This window comes from Pseudomonas cichorii, assembly GCF_003700275.1.
In the GTDB taxonomy this organism is placed as follows: Bacteria; Pseudomonadota; Gammaproteobacteria; order Pseudomonadales; family Pseudomonadaceae; genus Aquipseudomonas; species Aquipseudomonas cichorii_B.
On the sequence record NZ_RBRE01000033.1, the window covers coordinates 78,501 to 98,113 of the forward strand.

14 protein-coding genes and 1 pseudogene are annotated in these 19,613 nt (G+C 61.2%); 3 read left to right on the plus strand and 12 right to left on the minus strand.

Annotated features, from left to right (window positions below; translation table 11 throughout):
• Position 1 precedes the first annotated feature (1 nt).
• The 6 genes from cfaB to ALQ04_RS07640 all read right to left on the minus strand — a co-directional run bounded on the left by cfaB (position 2) and on the right by ALQ04_RS07640 (position 7,837).
• Complete coding sequence (gene cfaB, locus ALQ04_RS07615; RefSeq protein ID WP_122315147.1) at positions 2-1,186, minus strand: C17 cyclopropane fatty acid synthase CfaB; 1,185 nt, start codon at positions 1,184-1,186, stop codon at positions 2-4.
• 199 nt (positions 1,187-1,385) lie between these two features.
• Entirely contained in the window at positions 1,386-3,317 is a 1,932-nt protein-coding gene (locus tag ALQ04_RS07620; protein WP_122315148.1) for a cation-translocating P-type ATPase, read from the minus strand.
• A complete protein-coding gene (gene hflK, locus ALQ04_RS07625) occupies positions 3,314-4,357 on the minus strand; it encodes a protease modulator HflK (protein ID WP_122315149.1) in 1,044 nt (347 codons plus the stop codon). Before hflK (ALQ04_RS07625) ends, ALQ04_RS07620 begins: the two co-directional genes overlap by 4 nt.
• Positions 4,354-5,382 (minus strand): protease modulator HflC, encoded by a 1,029-nt coding sequence (gene hflC, locus ALQ04_RS07630; protein ID WP_122315150.1) that lies wholly within the window; start codon positions 5,380-5,382, stop codon positions 4,354-4,356. Before hflC ends, hflK (ALQ04_RS07625) begins: the two co-directional genes overlap by 4 nt.
• The gene (gene hflK, locus ALQ04_RS07635) at positions 5,379-7,343 is read right to left on the minus strand and encodes a protease modulator HflK (protein ID WP_122315151.1); all 1,965 of its coding nucleotides are present in this window, start codon (positions 7,341-7,343) and stop codon (positions 5,379-5,381) included. Before hflK (ALQ04_RS07635) ends, hflC begins: the two co-directional genes overlap by 4 nt.
• 293 nt (positions 7,344-7,636) lie before the next feature.
• Complete coding sequence (locus ALQ04_RS07640) at positions 7,637-7,837, minus strand: hypothetical protein (protein ID WP_122315152.1); 201 nt, start codon at positions 7,835-7,837, stop codon at positions 7,637-7,639.
• A gap of 44 nt (positions 7,838-7,881) precedes the next feature.
• Here ALQ04_RS07640 and ALQ04_RS07645 point away from each other — a divergent pair, with 44 nt between their 5' ends.
• The 3 genes from ALQ04_RS07645 (at position 7,882) to ALQ04_RS07655 (ending at position 12,382) form a co-directional block, all read left to right on the plus strand.
• Positions 7,882-9,501 carry a glucan biosynthesis protein D gene (locus tag ALQ04_RS07645; RefSeq protein WP_122315153.1) on the plus strand — a complete coding sequence of 540 codons (1,620 nt, stop codon included), beginning with the start codon at positions 7,882-7,884 and terminating at the stop codon, positions 9,499-9,501.
• Between the two features lie 265 nt (positions 9,502-9,766).
• Complete coding sequence (locus ALQ04_RS07650; protein ID WP_122315154.1) at positions 9,767-11,074, plus strand: hypothetical protein; 1,308 nt, start codon at positions 9,767-9,769, stop codon at positions 11,072-11,074.
• Positions 11,075-11,083: 9 nt separating this feature from the next.
• Complete coding sequence (locus tag ALQ04_RS07655; RefSeq protein ID WP_122315155.1) at positions 11,084-12,382, plus strand: hypothetical protein; 1,299 nt, start codon at positions 11,084-11,086, stop codon at positions 12,380-12,382.
• Here ALQ04_RS07655 and ALQ04_RS07660 read toward each other — a convergent pair.
• From ALQ04_RS07660 to ALQ04_RS27645, 6 genes and pseudogenes are all read right to left on the minus strand, one after another.
• Positions 12,376-13,029, minus strand: coding sequence for a response regulator transcription factor (locus tag ALQ04_RS07660; RefSeq protein ID WP_122315156.1), 654 nt, complete (start codon positions 13,027-13,029; stop codon positions 12,376-12,378). The genes ALQ04_RS07655 and ALQ04_RS07660 overlap by 7 nt on opposite strands.
• A complete protein-coding gene (locus ALQ04_RS07665) occupies positions 13,029-14,093 on the minus strand; it encodes a sensor histidine kinase (RefSeq protein WP_122315157.1) in 1,065 nt (354 codons plus the stop codon). Before ALQ04_RS07665 ends, ALQ04_RS07660 begins: the two co-directional genes overlap by 1 nt.
• Before the next feature lie 54 nt (positions 14,094-14,147).
• Positions 14,148-15,449: an AAA-associated domain-containing protein gene (locus ALQ04_RS07670; RefSeq protein ID WP_122315158.1), complete on the minus strand. Its 1,302-nt coding sequence runs from the start codon at positions 15,447-15,449 to the stop codon at positions 14,148-14,150.
• Between the two features lie 12 nt (positions 15,450-15,461).
• The gene (locus ALQ04_RS07675) at positions 15,462-17,072 is read right to left on the minus strand and encodes an ABC transporter permease subunit (RefSeq protein ID WP_259644966.1); all 1,611 of its coding nucleotides are present in this window, start codon (positions 17,070-17,072) and stop codon (positions 15,462-15,464) included.
• 469 nt (positions 17,073-17,541) lie between these two features.
• Positions 17,542-18,405 carry a methyl-accepting chemotaxis protein gene (locus ALQ04_RS27640; RefSeq protein ID WP_409077241.1) on the minus strand — a complete coding sequence of 288 codons (864 nt, stop codon included), beginning with the start codon at positions 18,403-18,405 and terminating at the stop codon, positions 17,542-17,544.
• Positions 18,397-19,494 (minus strand): annotated as a pseudogene (locus tag ALQ04_RS27645) (methyl-accepting chemotaxis protein); the annotation flags it as partial. The pseudogene ALQ04_RS27645 and the gene ALQ04_RS27640, both read right to left, overlap by 9 nt.
• Positions 19,495-19,613 lie beyond the last annotated feature (119 nt).

A 19,613-nucleotide genomic window follows, 5' to 3' on the forward strand; every position in this document is an offset into this window, starting at 1 on the left:
GTCAACGATAGATATCATCGCGGGTCAGCGGCAAGCCGTGCCTGCCATCGGCAAAGGGTTTGACGGCGAGGATCTGGTGCAGATTGATCCAGCCCTTGGCGAATGCGTACGCACAACCGGCCAGATACAGACGCCAGATCCGCAAGGTATGCTCAGGCACCATGGCCACCGCTTCGCTCAGCCGCGCTTCAAGGCGCGAACTCCAGTGCTCCAGGGTTCGTGCGTAATGCAGACGCAGGCTTTCCACATCGACGATTTCCAGCCCCGCTTCACTGATATGCGCACTGATCATCGCCAGGTGCGGCAGTTCGCCGTTGGGGAACACATAACGGTCGATGAACTCACCAGCCCCGCGTCCGACCGGACGGCCATCGGTATGCCGGGCAGTGATGCCGTGATTCATGACCAGCCCGCCCTCCTTCACAGCGCCAGCCAGACGTTGCGCATAGATCGGCAGGTTCGCATGGCCGACATGCTCGAACATTCCCACGCTGACCACCTTGTCGAAACGCTGGTCTTGCGGCAGGTCGCGGTAATCGAGCAGTTGCAGCTCGACCCGGTCTTCCAGGCCATCGGCCTTGACCCGTTCACGACCCAGTGTCAGTTGTTGCTGGCTGAGGGTGATACCGAACACTTTCACGCCATACTCCCGCGCCGCAAAGCGCGCCAGACCGCCCCAGCCACACCCGACATCCAGCAGATACTCACCAGGCTTGAGGCGCAGCTTGCGGCAAAGGTGGCGAAACTTGTCTTCCTGCGCCTGCTCCAGCGTTTCCCTGCCGGTCTTGAAGTAGGCGCAGGAATACACCATCTCCGTATCGAGCCATAGCTGATAGAAGTCGTTGGACAGGTCGTAGTGATAGGCAATCGACGCGGCATCGGTGGCCTTGTCGTGGTGGGTACGCACCGGTGCGCTGGAATCCTCATCTTCCAGCAGTGCGTGGGTCAACTCGTCGCAAACCCTGACCACTTCACTGATCGACCCTTCCAGTTCCAGGCGCCCTTCGACGAAGGCGCTGCCCAGCAGATCCAGGCTGGGGTGAGTGAAGTCCGAAACCAGCAGCGGGTCCTTGACGAAGATCGTTACGCTGGGCGCAGGTCCCAGATCCAGTTCGTGACCGTCCCAGAGCTTGAGACGCAAAGGCAGGCGGAGATTCTGCAAGGCCGGTGGAAGTTGCACGTTCATAAAGTTGCCCCTTATCCAGAAACTGGAAAAAGGTAGTCCAGACGGTTCAATCAAAACCGCGGCTATTGGCCTGATGAATCGCCTGCTGGGAACGGCCTTGTGCCCACTGACCCGAGCCAAACGTGCAGCCTGTCATGGATCACCCTTGTCTTGAATGACCATCAATTTGTAACGGAGTTCTTCAACGCGCAAAGCCTTTTCAGGTTTGAGCGTCGACCGGTAATTTTAGTAGCGGCTCCTGAAAACGCAGCAATCGTCCGGCATTGCCCAATACCAGCAACGTGCTGAGGTTGTGCAGCACCGCCGCGATCATCGCACCCGCGACACCCAGCAGACCAAAGGCTGCCAGCGCCACGATAGCCAGCGTCCAGCCAAGGCCGATGATCACGTTGACTTGCAGGGTCTGGCGACACAGGCGGCTGAGGCGTACGCAAGTACCGAGACGTCGCAGGTCGCTGCCGATCAGCACGATATCCGCCGAAGCCAGCGCGATATCGGCACCACCCGCGCCCATCGCAACCCCGACCACTCCGGCCTTCAAGGCCAGCGAATCGTTGATCCCGTCACCGACCACCATGGGCCTGAAGCCCTGGGCAATTTCGCCCTTGACCCGGTTGAGCTTGTCCTCGGGCAATGCCTGAGCCTGCACATCGACAATCCCCACTTCCCTGGCCAGATTGGCGGCCACAGTCTGACGATCACCGGTCAGCAACACTTGCCGGCCCAGGCCCAACTCGCGCAAATCCGCCAGCGCCTTGTGGGCTTCGGGTTTGAGAGTGTCGGACAGCAGCAGCCAGGCCTGGAATACCCCGTCCAGCGCCAGTCCGGCCAGCGGGCCGTCGTGCTCGGGCACCGCAGGCGTGGCAATCCCCAGTTGCTGGAACAATTCGGGGCGCCCCAACGCCGCCTCGCCATGCGTGGTCATGGCCACGACACCCAATCCCTGGCGCTCGCGAATATCACTGAGCGCCAGCAAGCGATCCTTGTCCACCAGCCCGGCCAGCGCCCGGCTGACCGGATGACTGCTGGCCGATCCCAGGCTGGCCGCCAGCGGCAGCAGGTCCGCATGTCCGGCGCTGTCCTGGATCGATTGCAGACGCAGGCTGCCGAAAGTCAGGGTGCCGGTTTTATCCACAACCAGCGAAGTCAGGTCGGCCAGTTCTTCAAGGAAGGCCGAACTGCGGATCAGGATTCCATGACGGGCTGCCACCGCGATGCCCGCGATGGCGGTGGCCGGAGCCGAGAGCACCAGCGCACAGGGACAGGCGGCTACCAGCACGGCCAGCATCGCTTGCGCGTCCTGGGTAATGAACCAGGTCAATGCTGCAATCAGCAATACCAGCACCATATAGCTGCCGGCATAACGCTCCAGCAAGCGGGTGATCGGCGGCTTGGAGCGCTCGGCGTTCTGCATCAGCGCGATGACCTTACCCAGCGTGGACTGCTCGCCGATCCGCGTCACTTCGATGCGCAGCAGGCCGTCGAGGTTGATCGCCCCGCCGTAAACCTCCATGCCGACCTGAGCTTCCAGCGGAACCGACTCGCCGGTAATCGAGGAAGTATCTAGGCTGGCCTGACCGGCAATCACCCGGCCATCGGCCGGCACGCGGTCGCCGGCCCGCACTTCGACCCGGTCGCCAGCCAGCAGCGTCGAGTTATCCACTTCATCGATACTGCCGTCGGCATTGATTCGTCTGGCATGACTGCGCGTCAGCCGCCCCAGCGCCTGAATGGCTTCCTGCGAGCCGATCACGCTGCGCTCTTCCAGCACGTGGCCGAAGATCATGATGATCGGCAGCAAGGCCGCGGTCATCAAATCGCCGGTGGCCCATGCGCCCAGCATCGCCAGGGCAATCAACTGGTCGGTGATGCCATGCAGGCTTGGATGACACAGGCTGTGCCAACCGGCACTGATCACCGGAATCGCCACCAGCAACGAAGCCACGCCCAGCAGCAACTGGCTGACACCGGTCTGCCCGGGCGCAATCAGGTGCCAGATCAGGCCCAGCGCCAACAGACCCAAGGCCAGCATGGCCAGGGTCAACTGCCGGGCCGCGCTGCGTTGCTCTGCCCCGCTCAGCAGGCTGGCGGGTTCAGTTCGGGCGTGGGTGTGAACGGCTTCGCCACTCATTGTTCGGCTCCCTGAATGATCAGGCGGGAATCGTCTTTGGGGTCGACAGTGGTGACCGAGCCAGCCTGCCCCAGAATTTTCGGCACCCGCTCACGGTAGAGACGCTGCAACAGACCGGGATCGTTCCGGTTCTGGACCGACTGCGCCAGACTGGCCACCGTCGCGGTATCGGTGCGCGCCCTGGCCAGGCGCTCCGAGGCCTGGGCATGCGCCACCTGCAAGGTACGGTCGGCTTGCTGGTTGGCGGCCTGGGTGAGCTTTTCTGCGTCGTTATGAGCGTTGGCCACTGCCTGATCCGCCTGCTGACTGGCGGTCAGCACGGCATTGAAAGCATTGACCGCAGGCTTGGGCAGACTGGACTGCACATCCACCCGCGCCACTTCCAGGCCTATCCCGACACCTGTGGCTTCGAGTTCGGCCAGACGCTGATTGATGCCGCGCACCAGATCGCCACGCAAGCGCTCGCGCCGTTCGGCGGCTCCGCTGTCGGCGCCGATCAGTTCGGGGCGGGCAACCAGGATAGTGTCCAAGTCACGCGCCGCCGTCAGCGCCACGGCACTGCGATTGACCAGCCGCTCCAGTGCAGGCAACACATGCTCGCCTTGCAGAACGAAGGCATATGGATCGGTCACCTTGTAGAACACCGTCACGTCGAGTTGCACCACGCCGGCATCGCCGGTCAGCAGAAAACCCGAGCCGGCCAGCGCATCGCTCATGGGCACGGCAAAGGTGGCGACCTCGTCGGCCTTCAACGCCTGTGGCGAACGCAACAGGGTTTCCACCCGACGCTCGATCACCCGGTCCGCCGAAGGCAGCAGCACTACACGCTCGAAAGGCTGCGGCCAGGCGATCAGCAAACCGGCATTCTGAATCCGCTCCAGCGCACCGAAGCGCATCACCACCGCGCGGTTCTGAGGATCTATCTGCCGCACGTTGGACGTCACCCAGCCCAGCGCCGCCAGCAGCGTCACGCCATACAGCCCCAGAAACGCCAGGCGACTGGCCTGCAACCATGGGCTGTTGACCGAAGGCTCGCTCATGGTTGCGATCCGCTCTTGCCATCCAGGGTCGGCGGCCCGTCCACCAGCACCCGGAACGGCGCAGCGTCGGTACGCAGGATCAGCCGGGTGCCCGGCGTCACCACCGTACCCAGCGTGTCGAGGGAGCGCAGCAGGTTGTAGAGCTGCGGCGAGCCCGCGTAGGCGCGGCCATAGATTTCGGCCGCCTCGACCCGCGACTGGGCTTCGATATCGGCAGCCTTGACCGTCGCATCGGCCTCGACAATCCGCGCATCGCGCTCGGCAGCGGAACGGATCTGCGCAGCTTCACGCTTGCCTGCGGCAGTGCGTTCGGTGGCGATGGTTTCCCGTTCGGCGCGCATCCGGTCGACCGTGGCATTAAGCGTCACCGAAGGCAGGGTCAGCCGCTCGACGCCAACCTGCAGGACTTTCACCCCGTATGTAGTGAGCAACTGCTGCTCGATCTGCTGGCGCAACTGGTTCTCGAAAGCCGTGATGTTGACCTTGCTGGCATCGGTGTTGACCAGGCTCGACAGGTCGAAGCTGCTGGCCGTGGTTTCCAGCGCCGAGCCAATAAAGGTGCGGATCTGCCGGGCCGCTTCATCGGGCTGGTTCTGCACCGCGCGCATGAAGCGCTGCACGTTGTCGCCGTCGCCCTGCACCTGCCACGCTACATACGCCTGAACGATGATTCGCAGACCGTCGCGGGTGCCGACATCCTGCAAACCGCTGGAGGTGGTACGCAAGCGCAGGTCAACAGGAATGGCCGCCTCGAACGGCGCCGGCCAGCGCCAGCTCAGCCCCGGCTCCAGCAAGACCCGGGACGGATTGCCGAAGCGGGTAATGACCGTCGCTTCACCCGAGCGGACTTGCACAAGACTCGCTGCCGCCAGGGCAAAGGCGATCAGCACGCCAGCCAGGCCCATGCGTAGCCAGGTGCGCTGCGCAGGACCGGCGTCACCATGATGATGGTGATGATGTACGCCATGGGCATGACCGCTGTGATCATGTTCATGATGGTCGTGGTGGTGATGGAACAGACTCAAGGGACGACTCCTGGCTGAGCGGCTTTACGCGGCACCGTTGGGTCTGCCGGTGGGGTGAAGGTGCGCAGGTCGATGGTCGGCGCGCTGTCGCCGCCCAGACGGTGATCGATAACCAGCAAACGGGCATTGCCCAGGCCGTGGCTGAGCTGGGCCAGATACTGTTCCAGCAGAAACGCCTGGCCGGCCTTGGCGTAGGCCTGACGCTCGGCGCTGAAGCGCAGGTCCGAACCCTGGGCCGTGGCCAACACTTCCCGGGCGTTGGCGCTGGCCTGATCATGGGCGACGCTGGCATTGAGCTGCGCCTGATTGGCCTTGTCGCTGGCCGCGCCACGTTCACGGGCAATCAGGGCCTGGGCGCTGATCTGCGCAGCCTGCACGGCATGGTAGGCATTGGCGGCACCGGCAGGCGGGTGAATCGCCTCGACCACGGTGGCGAGAATTTCCACACCGCTGTCCAGACGCTGCAAGTCCGCCTGAACTGCCTTGCCGATATCCTCGGTCAGACCGGTGCGTTGCTCGCCGAGCAGTTCATCCAGAGTGCGGCTGGCAAAATCGTGGACCAGTACCCGACTGGCAGTACTGCGGATCAGAGTCGGTACGTCGGCGCTGTTGTAGGTGGCAGCCAGCGCTGCTGCGTCGCTCAGACCGATGCGATAGACAAAGCGCACGTCCATGTTCACCACCTGGAAGCTCTGCCGGTCGCCCGCGCTGCTGGCGATCACCTGGGACTTTTCATTGATATGGCTGGCGTCCCACAGGCGGTTGGCACTGGCGGGCGGCGGACCTTCGGCAGGATCCTGAAGCTGCTCGACAGCACTGGCCTCGGAAACACTGGTGGCCAACTCATGAACCACGCCGTTTTCCACCGCCAGCACCTGGCCGAACGGCCAGGGCAGACCGACCTGCAGGCCAGGACCGAACACTTCCACCGGCTTGCCGAAACGCTCGTAGATCCCGCGTCCGTGCATGGGGATTTCATGCACGCCGGTCAACGCCCAGCCCAAGGCCGTGATCACCGCCAGTACCGGAACAAAGGCGCGACGCATATAGCTCAACGCCCAGATCTGGCGCAGGTCGATACCGAACCGGTTGTGCAATTCATGTTGCAGGACCAGCAACGGACGAGGTGGCCAGCGCAGCAGATCGGTAGTCAGGCTGCTGGCCAGCAAGCGCGGCTCAAGGCGTTCATTGCGCGGCGTGAACAGCGAAAGCAGTGCGCGCAGCAGAAACTCGATGGCAACCAGAGTTGGCAGAATGCCGATCAACACTGCCAGCCGTGGCGGCCAGACGCGGTCGGTGCTGGCAAAGAACAGACACAAGGCGCCGACCAGCAAGACCCCGATCACCATGCGGGTCAGTTGCGCCAATGGCCCGGCTTCGGGCCATTGCGCGCTCTGCTCGTGACTCAACTGCCGCTCCAGCACCAGCAAGCCGAACGCCATCAGCAGCAGGATGCTGCCAGCCAGATTCGCCACCGATGACAACTCGGTGCCGGGTAGCGTCAGGTTCCAGACCAGGCGGATGCAGATCAGCGCCAGTAATGACCAGCCCGCAAGCCACAAGACCGGAGCCCCCAGTTGGGCAAGCAGCGCTTCACTGGCATCGCTGAACCGGGTCAGCAGGCGTTCATACCAGCCTGCCTCGTCGCTCTGCGCCAACGGCAGGCCAGACTCAACGGGCGCGAGTGTGCCAAGGGCGCGGGCGCGCCAGCGGGCGACTCCCATGGCCGATTGCAAGCCTGCCGCCAGCAGCAACAGGGCCACAGCGCTGCTGACCAGCACTGCCATCCACAGGGAAGTCGGGGAAAACAGATCGACGAACAGCGCCAGCACCAGTCCGGTAACGCCCGTTGCGGCAGCCAGATACATGAGTCGGCTCAGGCGCAGCGCCTGCTGTGCAGCCAGTTGAAAGCGTGGCAGTCCTTCAAGGTCTGCATGCCCGACATCCAGATCAACCCGCATTATCACCCCGGAACATGCCTGATAATCAGCATGATAGCGTTACGATATAACCTTGATCGTGAAACTTTCGTCAGCAAGATCCGCGAATCGATTCGCGCAAAACGGTGTTTCGATGGGATGTCAAAAGCCTCTTCCCGGATAAGCGGAGCGCCGCCCGATCCGGTCCCACAGTCCAACTGTTTGCCTCCTGCTGGGGTTGGTTTGGGGGTTGCTGTGCCATCAAAATGATTGCTGAATATTGCATGTTTATCCGGTTTTAAACAGGCTCCGATAAACCGCCTTATCCGCCCCGCTCAGCCGAAAGCCTTGTCCCATGCGGCGGGGAGCGTGACGAGGCTGTCGGCTCGCTCCTGAAACCTTTCATCAAGCGCCTCCTGAACGCTGTATTCATTGACGATGAGCGGCATTTTTTTTCGCCTTTTTTGGAACAGCATCTCGTCTTTGTTATCTGTTGTGGGTAGTTTGCGTTCGGCAAGGAGTCGTTGGCGCGCCATTTTCTTGTGCAGGACGCACAGAATTACTCAGAGGCTTCACTTTTATGAATCGCAGGAATCTCCTTAAAGCTTCCATGGCGTTGGCCGCCTACAGCAGCTTGCCAGCCTCGGGGCTTTTTGCTGCGCGAGCGCTTGCCGCAGCAGCCGACGGCGAGATAGAGCATTTCGATTTCCCGACACTCCAGGCTCACGCCAAACAACTGGCCGGCAAGGCCTATGTCAGCACCAAGCAGGTGCTGCCGCCAGTCCTGGCAAACATGACACCACTGCAATTCAACGCCATCCGCTATGACCCGGCGCACTCCTTGTGGAATGAAGTCAAAGGCCAGCTGGATGTACAGTTCTTCCATGTCGGCATGGGCTTCAAGACACCCGTGCGCATGTACAGCCTGGACGCCAAGACCAAGCAGGCGCGGGAAGTACATTTCCGCCATGAGCTGTTCAATTATGAACACAGCGGCATCGACAAGAATCTGGTCAAGGGTGACCTCGGCTTTGCCGGCTTCAAACTGTTCAAGGCCCCGGAAATCGCCGTCAACGATATCGTGTCGTTCCTTGGCGCCAGCTACTTCCGCGCGGTGGACAGCAACAAGCAGTACGGTCTGTCCGCACGTGGCCTGGCAATCGACACCTACGCCAAGCGCCAGGAAGAGTTTCCCGACTTCACCAAGTTCTGGTTCGAGACGCCTGAGAAGAACGCGACCCGCTTCGTGGTCTACGCCCTGCTCGACTCACCGAGTGCCACCGGCGCCTATCGCTTCGATATCGACTGCCAGTCCGGCCAGGTGGTAATGGAAGTCGATGCGCATATCAATGCGCGTGCCGACATCGAACAGATGGGCATCACGCCGATGACCAGTATGTTCAGTTGCGGCACCCACGAGCGGCGGATGTGCGACACCATCCACCCGCAAATCCACGACTCCGACCGCCTGTCCATGTGGCGCGGCAACGGCGAGTGGATCTGCCGTCCGCTGAACAACCCGGTCAAGGGACAATTCAACGCCTTTGCCGACAAGGACCCGAAAGGTTTCGGTCTGGTACAGAGCGATCACGAGTTCTCCAGCTATCAGGACACCGTGGTCTGGTACAGCCGCCGTCCGAGCCTGTGGGTCGAACCCACCACGGCATGGGGCGAAGGCGAAGTCAGCCTGCTGGAGCTTCCGACCACCGGCGAAACCATGGATAACATCGTGGTGTTCTGGACGCCGAAGGCCAAGGTCAAGGCTGGCGACTCGCTGAATTATGGCTACAAGCTGTTCTGGAGCCCGCTGCCACCGGTCAGCACGCCGCTGGCCCAGGTGCATGCCACCCGCTCAGGTATGGGCGGCTTCACCGAAGGCTGGGCACCGGGCGAGCATTACCCCAAGTTCTGGGCGCGCCGCTTTGCGGTGGACTTCCATGGCGGCGGTCTGGATCGCCTGCCCGAAGGCACCGGCATCGAGCCGGTGGTCAGGGTTTCCCATGGCAAGTTGCAGGAGTTCAACATCCTGGTATTGCCGGACATCAAGGGTTACCGCATCACCTTCGACTGGGTGCCAGACAGCGATTCGGTAGAGCCGGTGGAAATGCGCATGTTCATTCGCACCGGGGATCGCACCCTGAGCGAAACCTGGCTGTACCAGTACTTCCCGCCAGCGCCGGACAAACGCAAATATCCGTAAGGATGTAGCCCCGGTTCGCCAATGAATTCGCTCCCACACGGTTGGAATGGGAGCGGATTCATCCGCGAAAATGATGACTCAATTTACTCCTGCGGTTGACAGTTCGCTCAACTGCGACTGATATACCCTTGTCACGCCGTTGCGAGCATTCGCTCCAGACCTGTTCCCCCTCCCCGATTCATCCCCTTGTCGACCCGCCTGGCGCGGTCGAGGGCGGTAGCTTTGCCCATTCAAGGTTCCTGACGCCCTTCAGAAGGTCTACACCATGGAGTTGAACCCTGCGGACACGGCAGAAGAGAAGTCGTCGATCCTGTCCTTCGATAAATCGACCATCGTGGTCTGGGTCGCCATCGGCCTGATTCTGGTCGAAACCTTTTCCGGCGCCCTGCGCTTCTATTTCGACAAGGCTGGCATCAGCCCGCTGCTCTACCTGCCCAAGATGGCCTGCGTGCTGCTGTTCGCCATGGAGCTGCGCACGCTCAAGGCCGGACGGCTGTTCTGGGCCTGCATGCTGGTGTGGCTGATCTACGGGATACTGGCGCTGCTGCATGGCGCCAGCGTGCTCAATCTGGCGTTCAGCCTGTTCGCCTTGAGCCCGCTGCTGTTCGGGCTGGTGTGCAGCGAGCACCTGTTCCATCGCCGCAAACTGCTCGGCTGGGCCATCGGTTTCTGTCTGCTGGCGTCCCTGGCAGGGCTGGCGCTGGACAAGTTCACCTTCGTCCCCTGGAAAGGCTACAGCTACAGCGTGGGTGAAACCCAACTGAGCGCCAACACTTCATGGAGTGCCGACGAGGAAGACCGGGTGGCTGGTTTCGCCCGGATGTCCAGCCTGCTGGCAGTGCTCATCGCCATCTATGGCCTGTACCTGCTCATGTTCATCCGCTCGCGCCCGATGATCATGCTGCTCAGCGCCGTGACGCTCTATGCGATCGTGCTGACGACCAGCAAAGGCCCTGCTGTGGCCTTTTTGCTGACCCTGGGCCTGCTGCTGATCCAGCGCATGACCTGGAGCTGTCGGCTGGCCTGCATCATGGCAGTGATGGCCGGCATGTTGCTGCCGACCCTGGGCCTGTTGCATGACTTCGATGCGCGAACGGTCAGCAGCGGCGGCAGTTCGATGGCATCGCTGTATGACCGGCTGAACAACACCTGGCCCAATATCACCGAAGCCATGACCCTGGCGGGCTGGGGCATTACCGGGGCGGGTTTCGGCATGGTCGGCAGCACGCTGACCATGTTTCCCGTGCCGGGCGCCGATATCTTCATGACCATCGACAGCAGTGTCCTGTACCTGTGGGTCATGCTGGGGATTACCGGATTGCTGCTGTATGCGCTGCAGATTCCCATGTTCTTTGCGCTGATCAACGATCAAAGCCAGCTGGCGCGGGTATTACTGTCGATCAGTTTCTGCTGCTGCCTGATGAGCTGGACCACGGACATCTTCGAGGTCGCAGTGGCCAACCTGTTCATCGGCCTGGCCGTGGGGCATGTCGTGTTCGCCCGGCGCGAAGAAGATGCGCTGCCGACCCGCCCGACGGAAGTACAGATCACCGCCCTGCCCGCCCAGAACTGAGGCTTTGCCATGAACACTGCATGCCTTGCCGCGCGTCTGGTCCTGCTTGGTTGTCTGGCCTGGAGCGCATCGGCGCAGGCCGAGCCGGTCTTTCTGGTCGGGATCGGCACCCACCTGATGAACTTCGATCACGCCCTGCGCCAGCCGCTGAACCTCGCCGCAAAGGCGGGTTTCAATGCCGTCAGGGACGATATTTTCTGGTCGACCGCCGAACCCCGGCCCAACCAGCTACGCATCATTCCGCAATGGCGCAGCTACCTGAACACGGCCAATGACCTGAAGCTCAACAGAACCGCAATCCTCGGTTACAGCACCTACTTCCACAACAACGCCAAGCCGCGCACGCCCGCAGTCACGGTGCCGTTTCTGAAGTACGTCGATTACGTCACCCGGCAACTGGGCAACAAGGTGAGCTTTTATGAGGTCTGGAACGAGTGGGATCTGGATGGCCCAAAGGACCGGCAGCTCAGCCTGGATTATGCCGAACTGGTGCGCAGCACCGTGCCGGTGATCCGCCAGAACACCCGCAACCGCAACGGCACTCCGGCGAAGATCCTGGCGGGTGCGATTACCCGCGACGGCATGAATGGCGGTTTCGCGGACGGCCTGATCGAAAGCGGCGTGCTGGATCTGGTCGACGGCCTTTCCCTGCATCCCTACGCCCATTGCTCGGCCAGCAACGGCAATACTCCGGAAGCCTGGGTGCGCTGGATGACCCGCTACGAGCAGGACATCCGCAGCCGGGTTGGCCGTGCGGTGCCGCTGTATCTCACCGAAATGGGCTGGCCCAGCCACCAGGGCCCCTGCGGCAAGAGCGAAGTGACCCAGGCCGTGTACATGGCGCGGATATTCTTTCTGGCGCGCACGGTGCCGAATGTCAAAGGCCTGTGGTGGTACGACCTGTTCAACGACGGGCCGAACCGCTACGACCAGGAACACAACTTCGGCGTGCTCAACGAAGACCTTTCGCCCAAGCCGGCCTACCACATGATGCAGGCCATTGCGCCGGTGGTCGGCAGTTTCACCTACGATGCACAGGCCAGCAGCCTGACCGACAGCACTTACCTGCTGTATTTCGACAAGGGCGAAGATCGCGTGCTGGTGGCCTGGGCGATTGGCGCACCACGGGATGAGCAGATCGTCAGCAAGGGGCCGATGAGCGGCCCGGTAAGGCTGACCGATACCGTCAGGGCCGAACAGGGCCAGGTAGACAGCGCTCAGTCATGGCAGTGTCAGGCAGAGCGCTGCTCGGCCACGATCGGCCTGACCAACTTTCCCAAGATCATCAGCCTGAACAGCCGTCACTGATTCGGCAGTGCGCCGGACGCCTGGAGGCGCTCGGCAAACTTGACCAGATCTGCCAGCGAGTCCGCCTGCATCTTGCGCATCACCGAGCCGCGCCGGACCTTGACGGTTATTTCGCTGACATTGAGCCGACCCGCAATCTGCTTGTTCAACAGGCCGCTGACCACCAGTTCCAGCACTTGCTGTTCGCCAGCGTTGAGGCTCGCATAGCGTCGTTGCAACTCGCTTTCCACCGCGCTGGCCTGGCGTCTTGCCCGGTCACGTACCAGGCCCTGCTGGATCGCATCCAGCAAGTCCTGCTCACGAAAAGGCTTGGTCAGAAACTCCAGGGCCCCGGCCTTCATCGCCCGCACCGACATCGGAATATCGCCATGCCCGGTAATGAAAATCACCGGCAGCCCGATGCCCCGACGGACCATCTCACCCTGAAAATCCAGGCCGCTCATGCCCGGCATGCGCACGTCCAGAATCAGGCAGCCGGGCGCATCGGGGCGCGGGGTATCGAGGAACTGCTGAGTCGAGCCGAACAGCATGGAGCGCAACCCGACCGACGCCAGCAAATCCTCCAGAGCCGAACGCACCGATTGATCGTCGTCGATCACATAAATGATCGGTTCTTCGGCCTGCGGGGCCGGAACGATGGTTTTCATCAACTCTCCATTCGTGCGGTAGGCAGGGTGAAATGAAAGATCGCGCCGCCATGCTCGCCGGGCGTCATCCAGATCCGTCCGCCATGGGCTTCGATAATCGAACGGCTGATCGCCAGACCGATCCCCATCCCCTGTTTCTTGGTCGTGTAGAAGGCATCGAAGATTCGTTCGAGATGTTCTGCCGGAACACCGATCCCGTTATCGCGCACTGAAAACCTGATATCCGTGCCTGCGCTCCAGTCCACAACCACCTGCAACTGACCTTGGCCCGGCTCCAGACCACTCATGGCGTCCAGCGCGTTGAGCATCATGTTCAGCAGCACCTGCTGAAGCTGCACCCTGTCGGCCAGCAGCGGTGGCAAGCCGTCGGGAATATCCACGCTCAGAACAATGCCCTGCTGGTTCATTTCACTGTGAGCAAGCGAGACGATTTCAGCAACGGCATCGGCGACACTCACCCATTCCTTGTGGGTCAGGGCCGGTCTGGCCAGCGCCCGCACATGCACGATCACATCGCTGGCCCGGTTGGCATCACCGATCATGCGCTCGATGGCCTGGCGAGCCTTCGGCAGGTTGGCCGGCTCGGTGGCCAGCCAGCGCAGCCCGGCATTGCCACTGGTGACAATCGCCGCCAGCGGCTGATTGACTTCATGGGCGATGGACGCGGTCAGCTCACCCAGCATATTGACCCGGGCGATCTGCGCCAACTGGGTACGCGCTTCATGAGCCGTGCGCACGGCTGCGGCCAGGCGCAGTGCCAGATAGGTGGTCAGGGCGATGGCCAGCAGGCTGATAGCGCAATTGATCAGTCCCGACTCGCTGGAGCGCGAAGTGGTCAGTTCATAGCTGATCACCGTCAGCCCCATGCAGCCCAGCGCGACCGCGATCACGCCAGCCGTGGGCATGAAGCGGGCAGCCATCAGCACCACGGCGATCTGGAAGACCCCGACTGCGATCTCCAGATCCGTCAGGGTATCGGCAATCGCAATGGCCACCGCCAGCGCCAGCAACGCGGCTAGTCGAACGGCCATGGCCGCTTTGCCAAAGGTTTTCGACTCTCGCATTGCCAGCGTCTCGCTCGTTGATGAAGGCTGAATATGCCAGTTTTCGGGCAATGTCTATGAAGGATTGTCGAGGCTGAACTGATCCAGCACTTCATCATAGGCAAAAAGCTCGGCGTAGCGCCCCCACTGGGTAACGCAGCGCAAGGTCTGCATGGCATCGCTTTCGGACATGAAGTCTTCCAGTGGGTCCCGGAAGCGCCGCGCCGGCGCGGTGTGACTGGCGCGATCATCCAGCACACGGCGGATATGCGAAACCAGCGGCACGAAACTCAGCAGGTGATGAGCGAACAGCTGTTTGCGTTCGTCGACATCGGCCAGCGCATAACGCCGCGCAGAAGGCAGCAAACGGATATCGCCGCCCTTGAGTTCGGCAAAGCGCAGCAGTTGCAGGACCTCGGCAATCGGGAACAACTCGTCGGCGTTGTAGTGCAGTGCGCTCGCCAGCTCCGGCAAGTCCGCCGTGGCGCCATAAGGCGGCGCATGAATCGCCTCGATCAGCCCGGTCAGCGCGTTGATCGATACCTGCGGCAACACCATGCCCAGGCCGGTGCCCGGAAACACGCCCTGACGCTGCTCGCCAGTGTGGTTGTCCTGAGTCATCAGCACGTAGATTTCCTCGACCAGCGCCCGGAACGACGGATCCTGGCGATTGCGTGGCTGCGGCAGGTCGACCTTGATCTCGCTGACCACCCGCCCGGGATTGGAGGAAAACAGCAGAATGCGGTCGCACATCAGCACCGCTTCGGCGATGTTATGGGTGACCATCAGGATCGACTTGATCGGCATCCGCCCTTCCGACCACATATCCAGCAGATCGGTGCGCAGTGTTTCGGCGGTCAGCACATCGAGGGCGGAAAAGGGTTCGTCCATCAGCAGCACATCGGGATCGATCACCAGAGCACGGGCCATGCCAACGCGCTGGCGCATGCCACCCGACAGTTCCTTGGGATAGGCGCTCTCGAAACCGTCCAGCCCGATCAGATCGATGGCCGCCAGGGCGCGCTTGCGACGCTGCTCGGCGGGCACTCGCTGCGCCTCCAGGCCGACCTCCACGTTCTCCAGCACCGTCAGCCATGGAAACAGGGCAAAGCTCTGAAAGACCATGCTTACCGTCGGTGCGCGACCCTGCGGCCCGGCAGGAAAACTCACCTCGCCCGCCGTGGGCACCACCAGGCCGGCGATGGAGCGCAGCAAGGTGGATTTTCCGGAACCCGAACGACCCAGCAGGCCGATGATTTCGTTTTCGTTGAGCTTGAGCGTCACGTTATCGAGCACCAGGCGCTCTTTGCTGGCCTTGCCGTAGACATGCCGGACTTCCCGCACATCCACCAGGCAGCGCTTTTCGATAGTCATCATGGGTTCCCCTCCTCAGGCCAGGCTCAAACGACGCTCGGCAAACCCGTACAACGGACGCCAGAGCAAGCGGTTGAAGGCAATTACAAAGACCGACATCACCACGACACCCAGAGCAACCCTGGCGAAATCACCGGCCTGAGTGGCATTGGCGATATACGAGCCCAGTCCGGTCGCCTGCAGCGATGTGTCGCCCCACGACACCGCTTCGGCGACGATGCTGGCGTTCCAGGAGCCGCCCGAAGCGGTCAGCGCACCGGTGATGTAGTAAGGAAAGATTCCCGGCAGGGCCACGCGCCGCCACCATTGCCAGCCACGCATGTTGAAGATCCCGGCCACTTCGCGCAGATCGGTCGGCAACGCGCTGGCTCCGGCGATCACGTTGAACAGGATGTACCACTGCGTGCCCAGCACCATGAGTGGCGAGAGCCAGATATCCGGATTCAGGTGCAGCCCGACAATCGCAATGACGGCGAACGGAAACAGGACGTTGGCGGGAAACGCCGCCAGAAACTGCGCGACCGGTTGCAGCCGTTCAGCCCAGACCGACCGCAAGCCGATCCACACACCAATCGGCACCCAGATCAGGCTGGCGATCACGGTCAACAGGACCACACGCAGCATGGTCGCCAGACCCAGACCGAAAGCGTTCACGACATCGTCCAGCCCCAGCGATGCACCGATGAAATGCACCAGCCAGACACTCGCGGCCACACAACCGGCCAGCACCAGCAGCAACCAGAGGCTGTCGGCCAGGCGGCTAGATGACGCTGTGGATAACTTTTTGCGCGACCAACCCAGAGCCGTCCAGTCCAGCAGCATCAAGGCGCGCCAGGGAGCGCTCAGTACTGCGCCCAATGCCGGGACCAGACGCGAGCGTCCCAGCAGGCTGTACATCCAGGAGCGCGGGCGCTTTTGCGAGGCGGTCTGCTCGAAACGAAACTTGTCGGCCCAGGCCACCACCGGCCTGAACAGCAACTGGTCGTAGCAAAGAATCACCAGCGCCATGGCACCGACCGCCCAGGCCACCGCAGTCAGATCCTGACGGGCTATCGCCAGAGCCAGCCAGGAACCGATGCCGGGCAGGTTGATCTGGGTATCGGCGACCGAAATCGCTTCGCAGGCTACGACGAAGAACCAGCCTCCGGACATCGACATCATCATGTTCCAGACCAGACCCGGCATCGCGAACGGCAACTCCAGGCGCATGAACCTGAGCAATGGCGAGAAACCGAACTGACGGCTGACTTCATGCAAATCGCCGGGCACGGTGCGCAGCGATTGATAGAAACTGAAAGTCATGTTCCAGGCCTGGCTGGTGAAGATGGCAAAGATCGCCGCCAGTTCCGCACCCAGTTGTCGACCGGGAAACATGCCCATGAATACCGTCACGGTAAAGGCCAGAAAACCCAGAACCGGTACGGACTGCAGAATATCCAGCGCCGGTACGATAATCATCTCGGCCTTGCGACTCTTGGCCGCCAGCGTCGCCACGATAAAAGTGAAGATCAATGAAGCGGCCAGCGCCGCAAACATGCGCAAGGTTGTGCGTAATGCATACTCGGGCAACTGCGCCGGATCCAGCACCATGGGCGTGCTGCTCAACACCGCCAGAGGCTGGGCCATCTGCTTTACACCATGAAACACCAGTACGGCACTCACGGCGAGAATCAATACGCAGATGAAATCGGCCAGGCCAGAGGCATGACGGCGGGACGATCCGTATTTAAGCGTCGGCAGTTTTTTATCGGATTCAAAGACAGAGTTCATTGCTCACCCCGAACAGATACATAAAGGCAAGGCGGCAAAGTTCAGAGAGACTTGCCGTGAGCGTTGAGCGAAAAGTTAATCAACTAACACTGCGCTGTTCACGGCAAGTTTATAGAGGTTCAGAAAATGCTTGGAACTGCAAAAGTAGCCAATTATCAAACAGGGATATAACCGGGGTATACCAAGGTATATATTCGCGAATGAATTGGCTCCGATGGTCTGTATTTATTTTTGCCTGGAATACTGCTGTCGCGAGCAAGATCCCTCTCACAGGATGAATACAGTTTCTGAGAGAGGGCTTGCCCGCGACGGATCCAGACGATACTCAAACCCGGAAATGACTCACCATCATCTGTAGCTGATTGCCCAGACGCGCCAGCTCCACACTGGAGGCTGCGGTTTCTTCACTGGCTTCAGCAGTCTGCTCGGAGACATCGCGAACGTTGATGATGCTGCGGCTGATCTCGTCGGCCACCGAACTCTGCTGCTCGGCTGCGGCAGCGATCTGCTGGTTCATGGCCTGAATGCTGGAAACCGTGCGCGTAATGCTTTCCAGAGACGTGCCGGCCTTGCGGGTCAGGGCAACGCCGCTGTCGGTCAGGTTACGGCTGCCGAGCATGATGTCGGAAACCTGCCGAGTACCATTCTGCAGCGCAGCGACCAGGCTTTCGATTTCCTCGGTCGATTGCTGGGTACGTTGTGCCAGACCACGCACTTCATCGGCCACCACCGCAAAGCCACGCCCCGCTTCACCGGCGCGCGCGGCTTCAATGGCCGCGTTGAGCGCCAGCAGGTTGGTTTGTTCGGCCACAGCCTTGATCACGTCCATGACCTTGCCGATCTTGTCGCTTTCCTGCTCCAGAACCGTCATGGCTTCGCTGGAACGGATGACTTCGGCAGCCAGCTTTTCAATCTGCTGAATGGCCTCGCCTACCACCTTGTCGCCTTCGCGGGCTTCCTTGTCGGCTGTCGAAGCGGCCACCGAGGCCTGCTCGGCATTGCGCGCCACTTCATGCACAGTGGCTGACATTTCATGCATGGCTGTCGCCACCTGATCGGTTTCGACTTTCTGGCTGTTGACCCCGGCGCTGGTCTGTTCGGTCACGGCCGACAGTTCTTCGGCCGCACTGGCAATCTGGGTCACGCCATCGCGAATCCCGGTAATCAGATCACGCAGCGTGGTACCCATGCGCTGAATGCCCTGTTGCAGCACGCCCAGTTCGTCGCGGCGAGTGACGGTCATCGTGTGGCTCAGATCGCCCGAAGCGATGCGATTCACGACTTCCAGGGTTTCCTGCAATGGCCGGGTGATCTGGCGAGTAATGATGATTGCCGCCGCCACACCGAGCAGCAACACAATCAGCGTGCCAATGATCTGCAGGCGACGAGCATCGGCCGCATCTTCCAGAGCGAGGCCTTCCTGCAGGCTGTAAAGCTCAGCGCCCATCTTGAAGATATCCTCGCCCAGCGCCGTCATTTCCTTGCGCGTGGAATTGATGCCGATATCCGCGTCCTTGAAGCCCTGCACCGAAGCCTGATAGCTGCGCAGCGCCGTTTCCAGTTGGGCAACCTTGTCACCGTGTTCGGCAGCGAACGCGGTCTTGAGCCTGTCGACACCCTTGATGGCGTCTTGCAGTTGCTTGAATGCTGTCTGCTCGGTCTTGTCCGTAGGATTCCCGGTATAACCGCGCACCTCGTAACGCACCAGTTGCACGTCCATACGGGCGTTGGCAATCAGTTGGAGTTGATCGGAGCGTGCCGGATCGGAAGGCTCCAGCTTCATCACGGACTCATTGATCGCAGAGAGCAGCTCGCTCGCCCGGGCAGCATTGACGCCCATTTCGGCACGCACCTGAGCGCTGTTGCGGTAAGCGCTACGCATCTTGTTCAGCAGCGTTTCATAGGTGTTGAGCTGGTCGCCCAAATTCTCCAGCAATCGCACATTGGCGGGGTTGTTGAAGTTTGCGAGTATGGACTGGCGAGTTTTCTTGAAGGTATCCAGTTGAGTCTGGACGTTCTGCGCGGCGTTATCGTCGCCGTCGGCGAGCATGTATTGCAGGCGGGCCACCCGCAGCACAGTCAACTTGTTGCCCAGTTCGGTGATATCGCCAATCCGGTCGGTGCGGGATATCAACTTGTCGAGGCCATTCCAGCCGACAAGTGCCAGTAAGGCGGTAAAGATCAGAACGGCTCCAAATCCCAGGGCCAGCTTCATGTTGACGCTAATATTCGCAAAACTGCTATTCATAAATTCTCCGTGATGTTCTGAAAGCGCCATGCAAAAGCTGAAGATTTTATTTTTTTAGGCAGCAGAGTTGCGCGGTATGCATATCGGCCCGCCCACCCTCAACTTGATCAAAAAGTCCGAAGCCGGGCCAAAAAGATTGTTCTAACGCA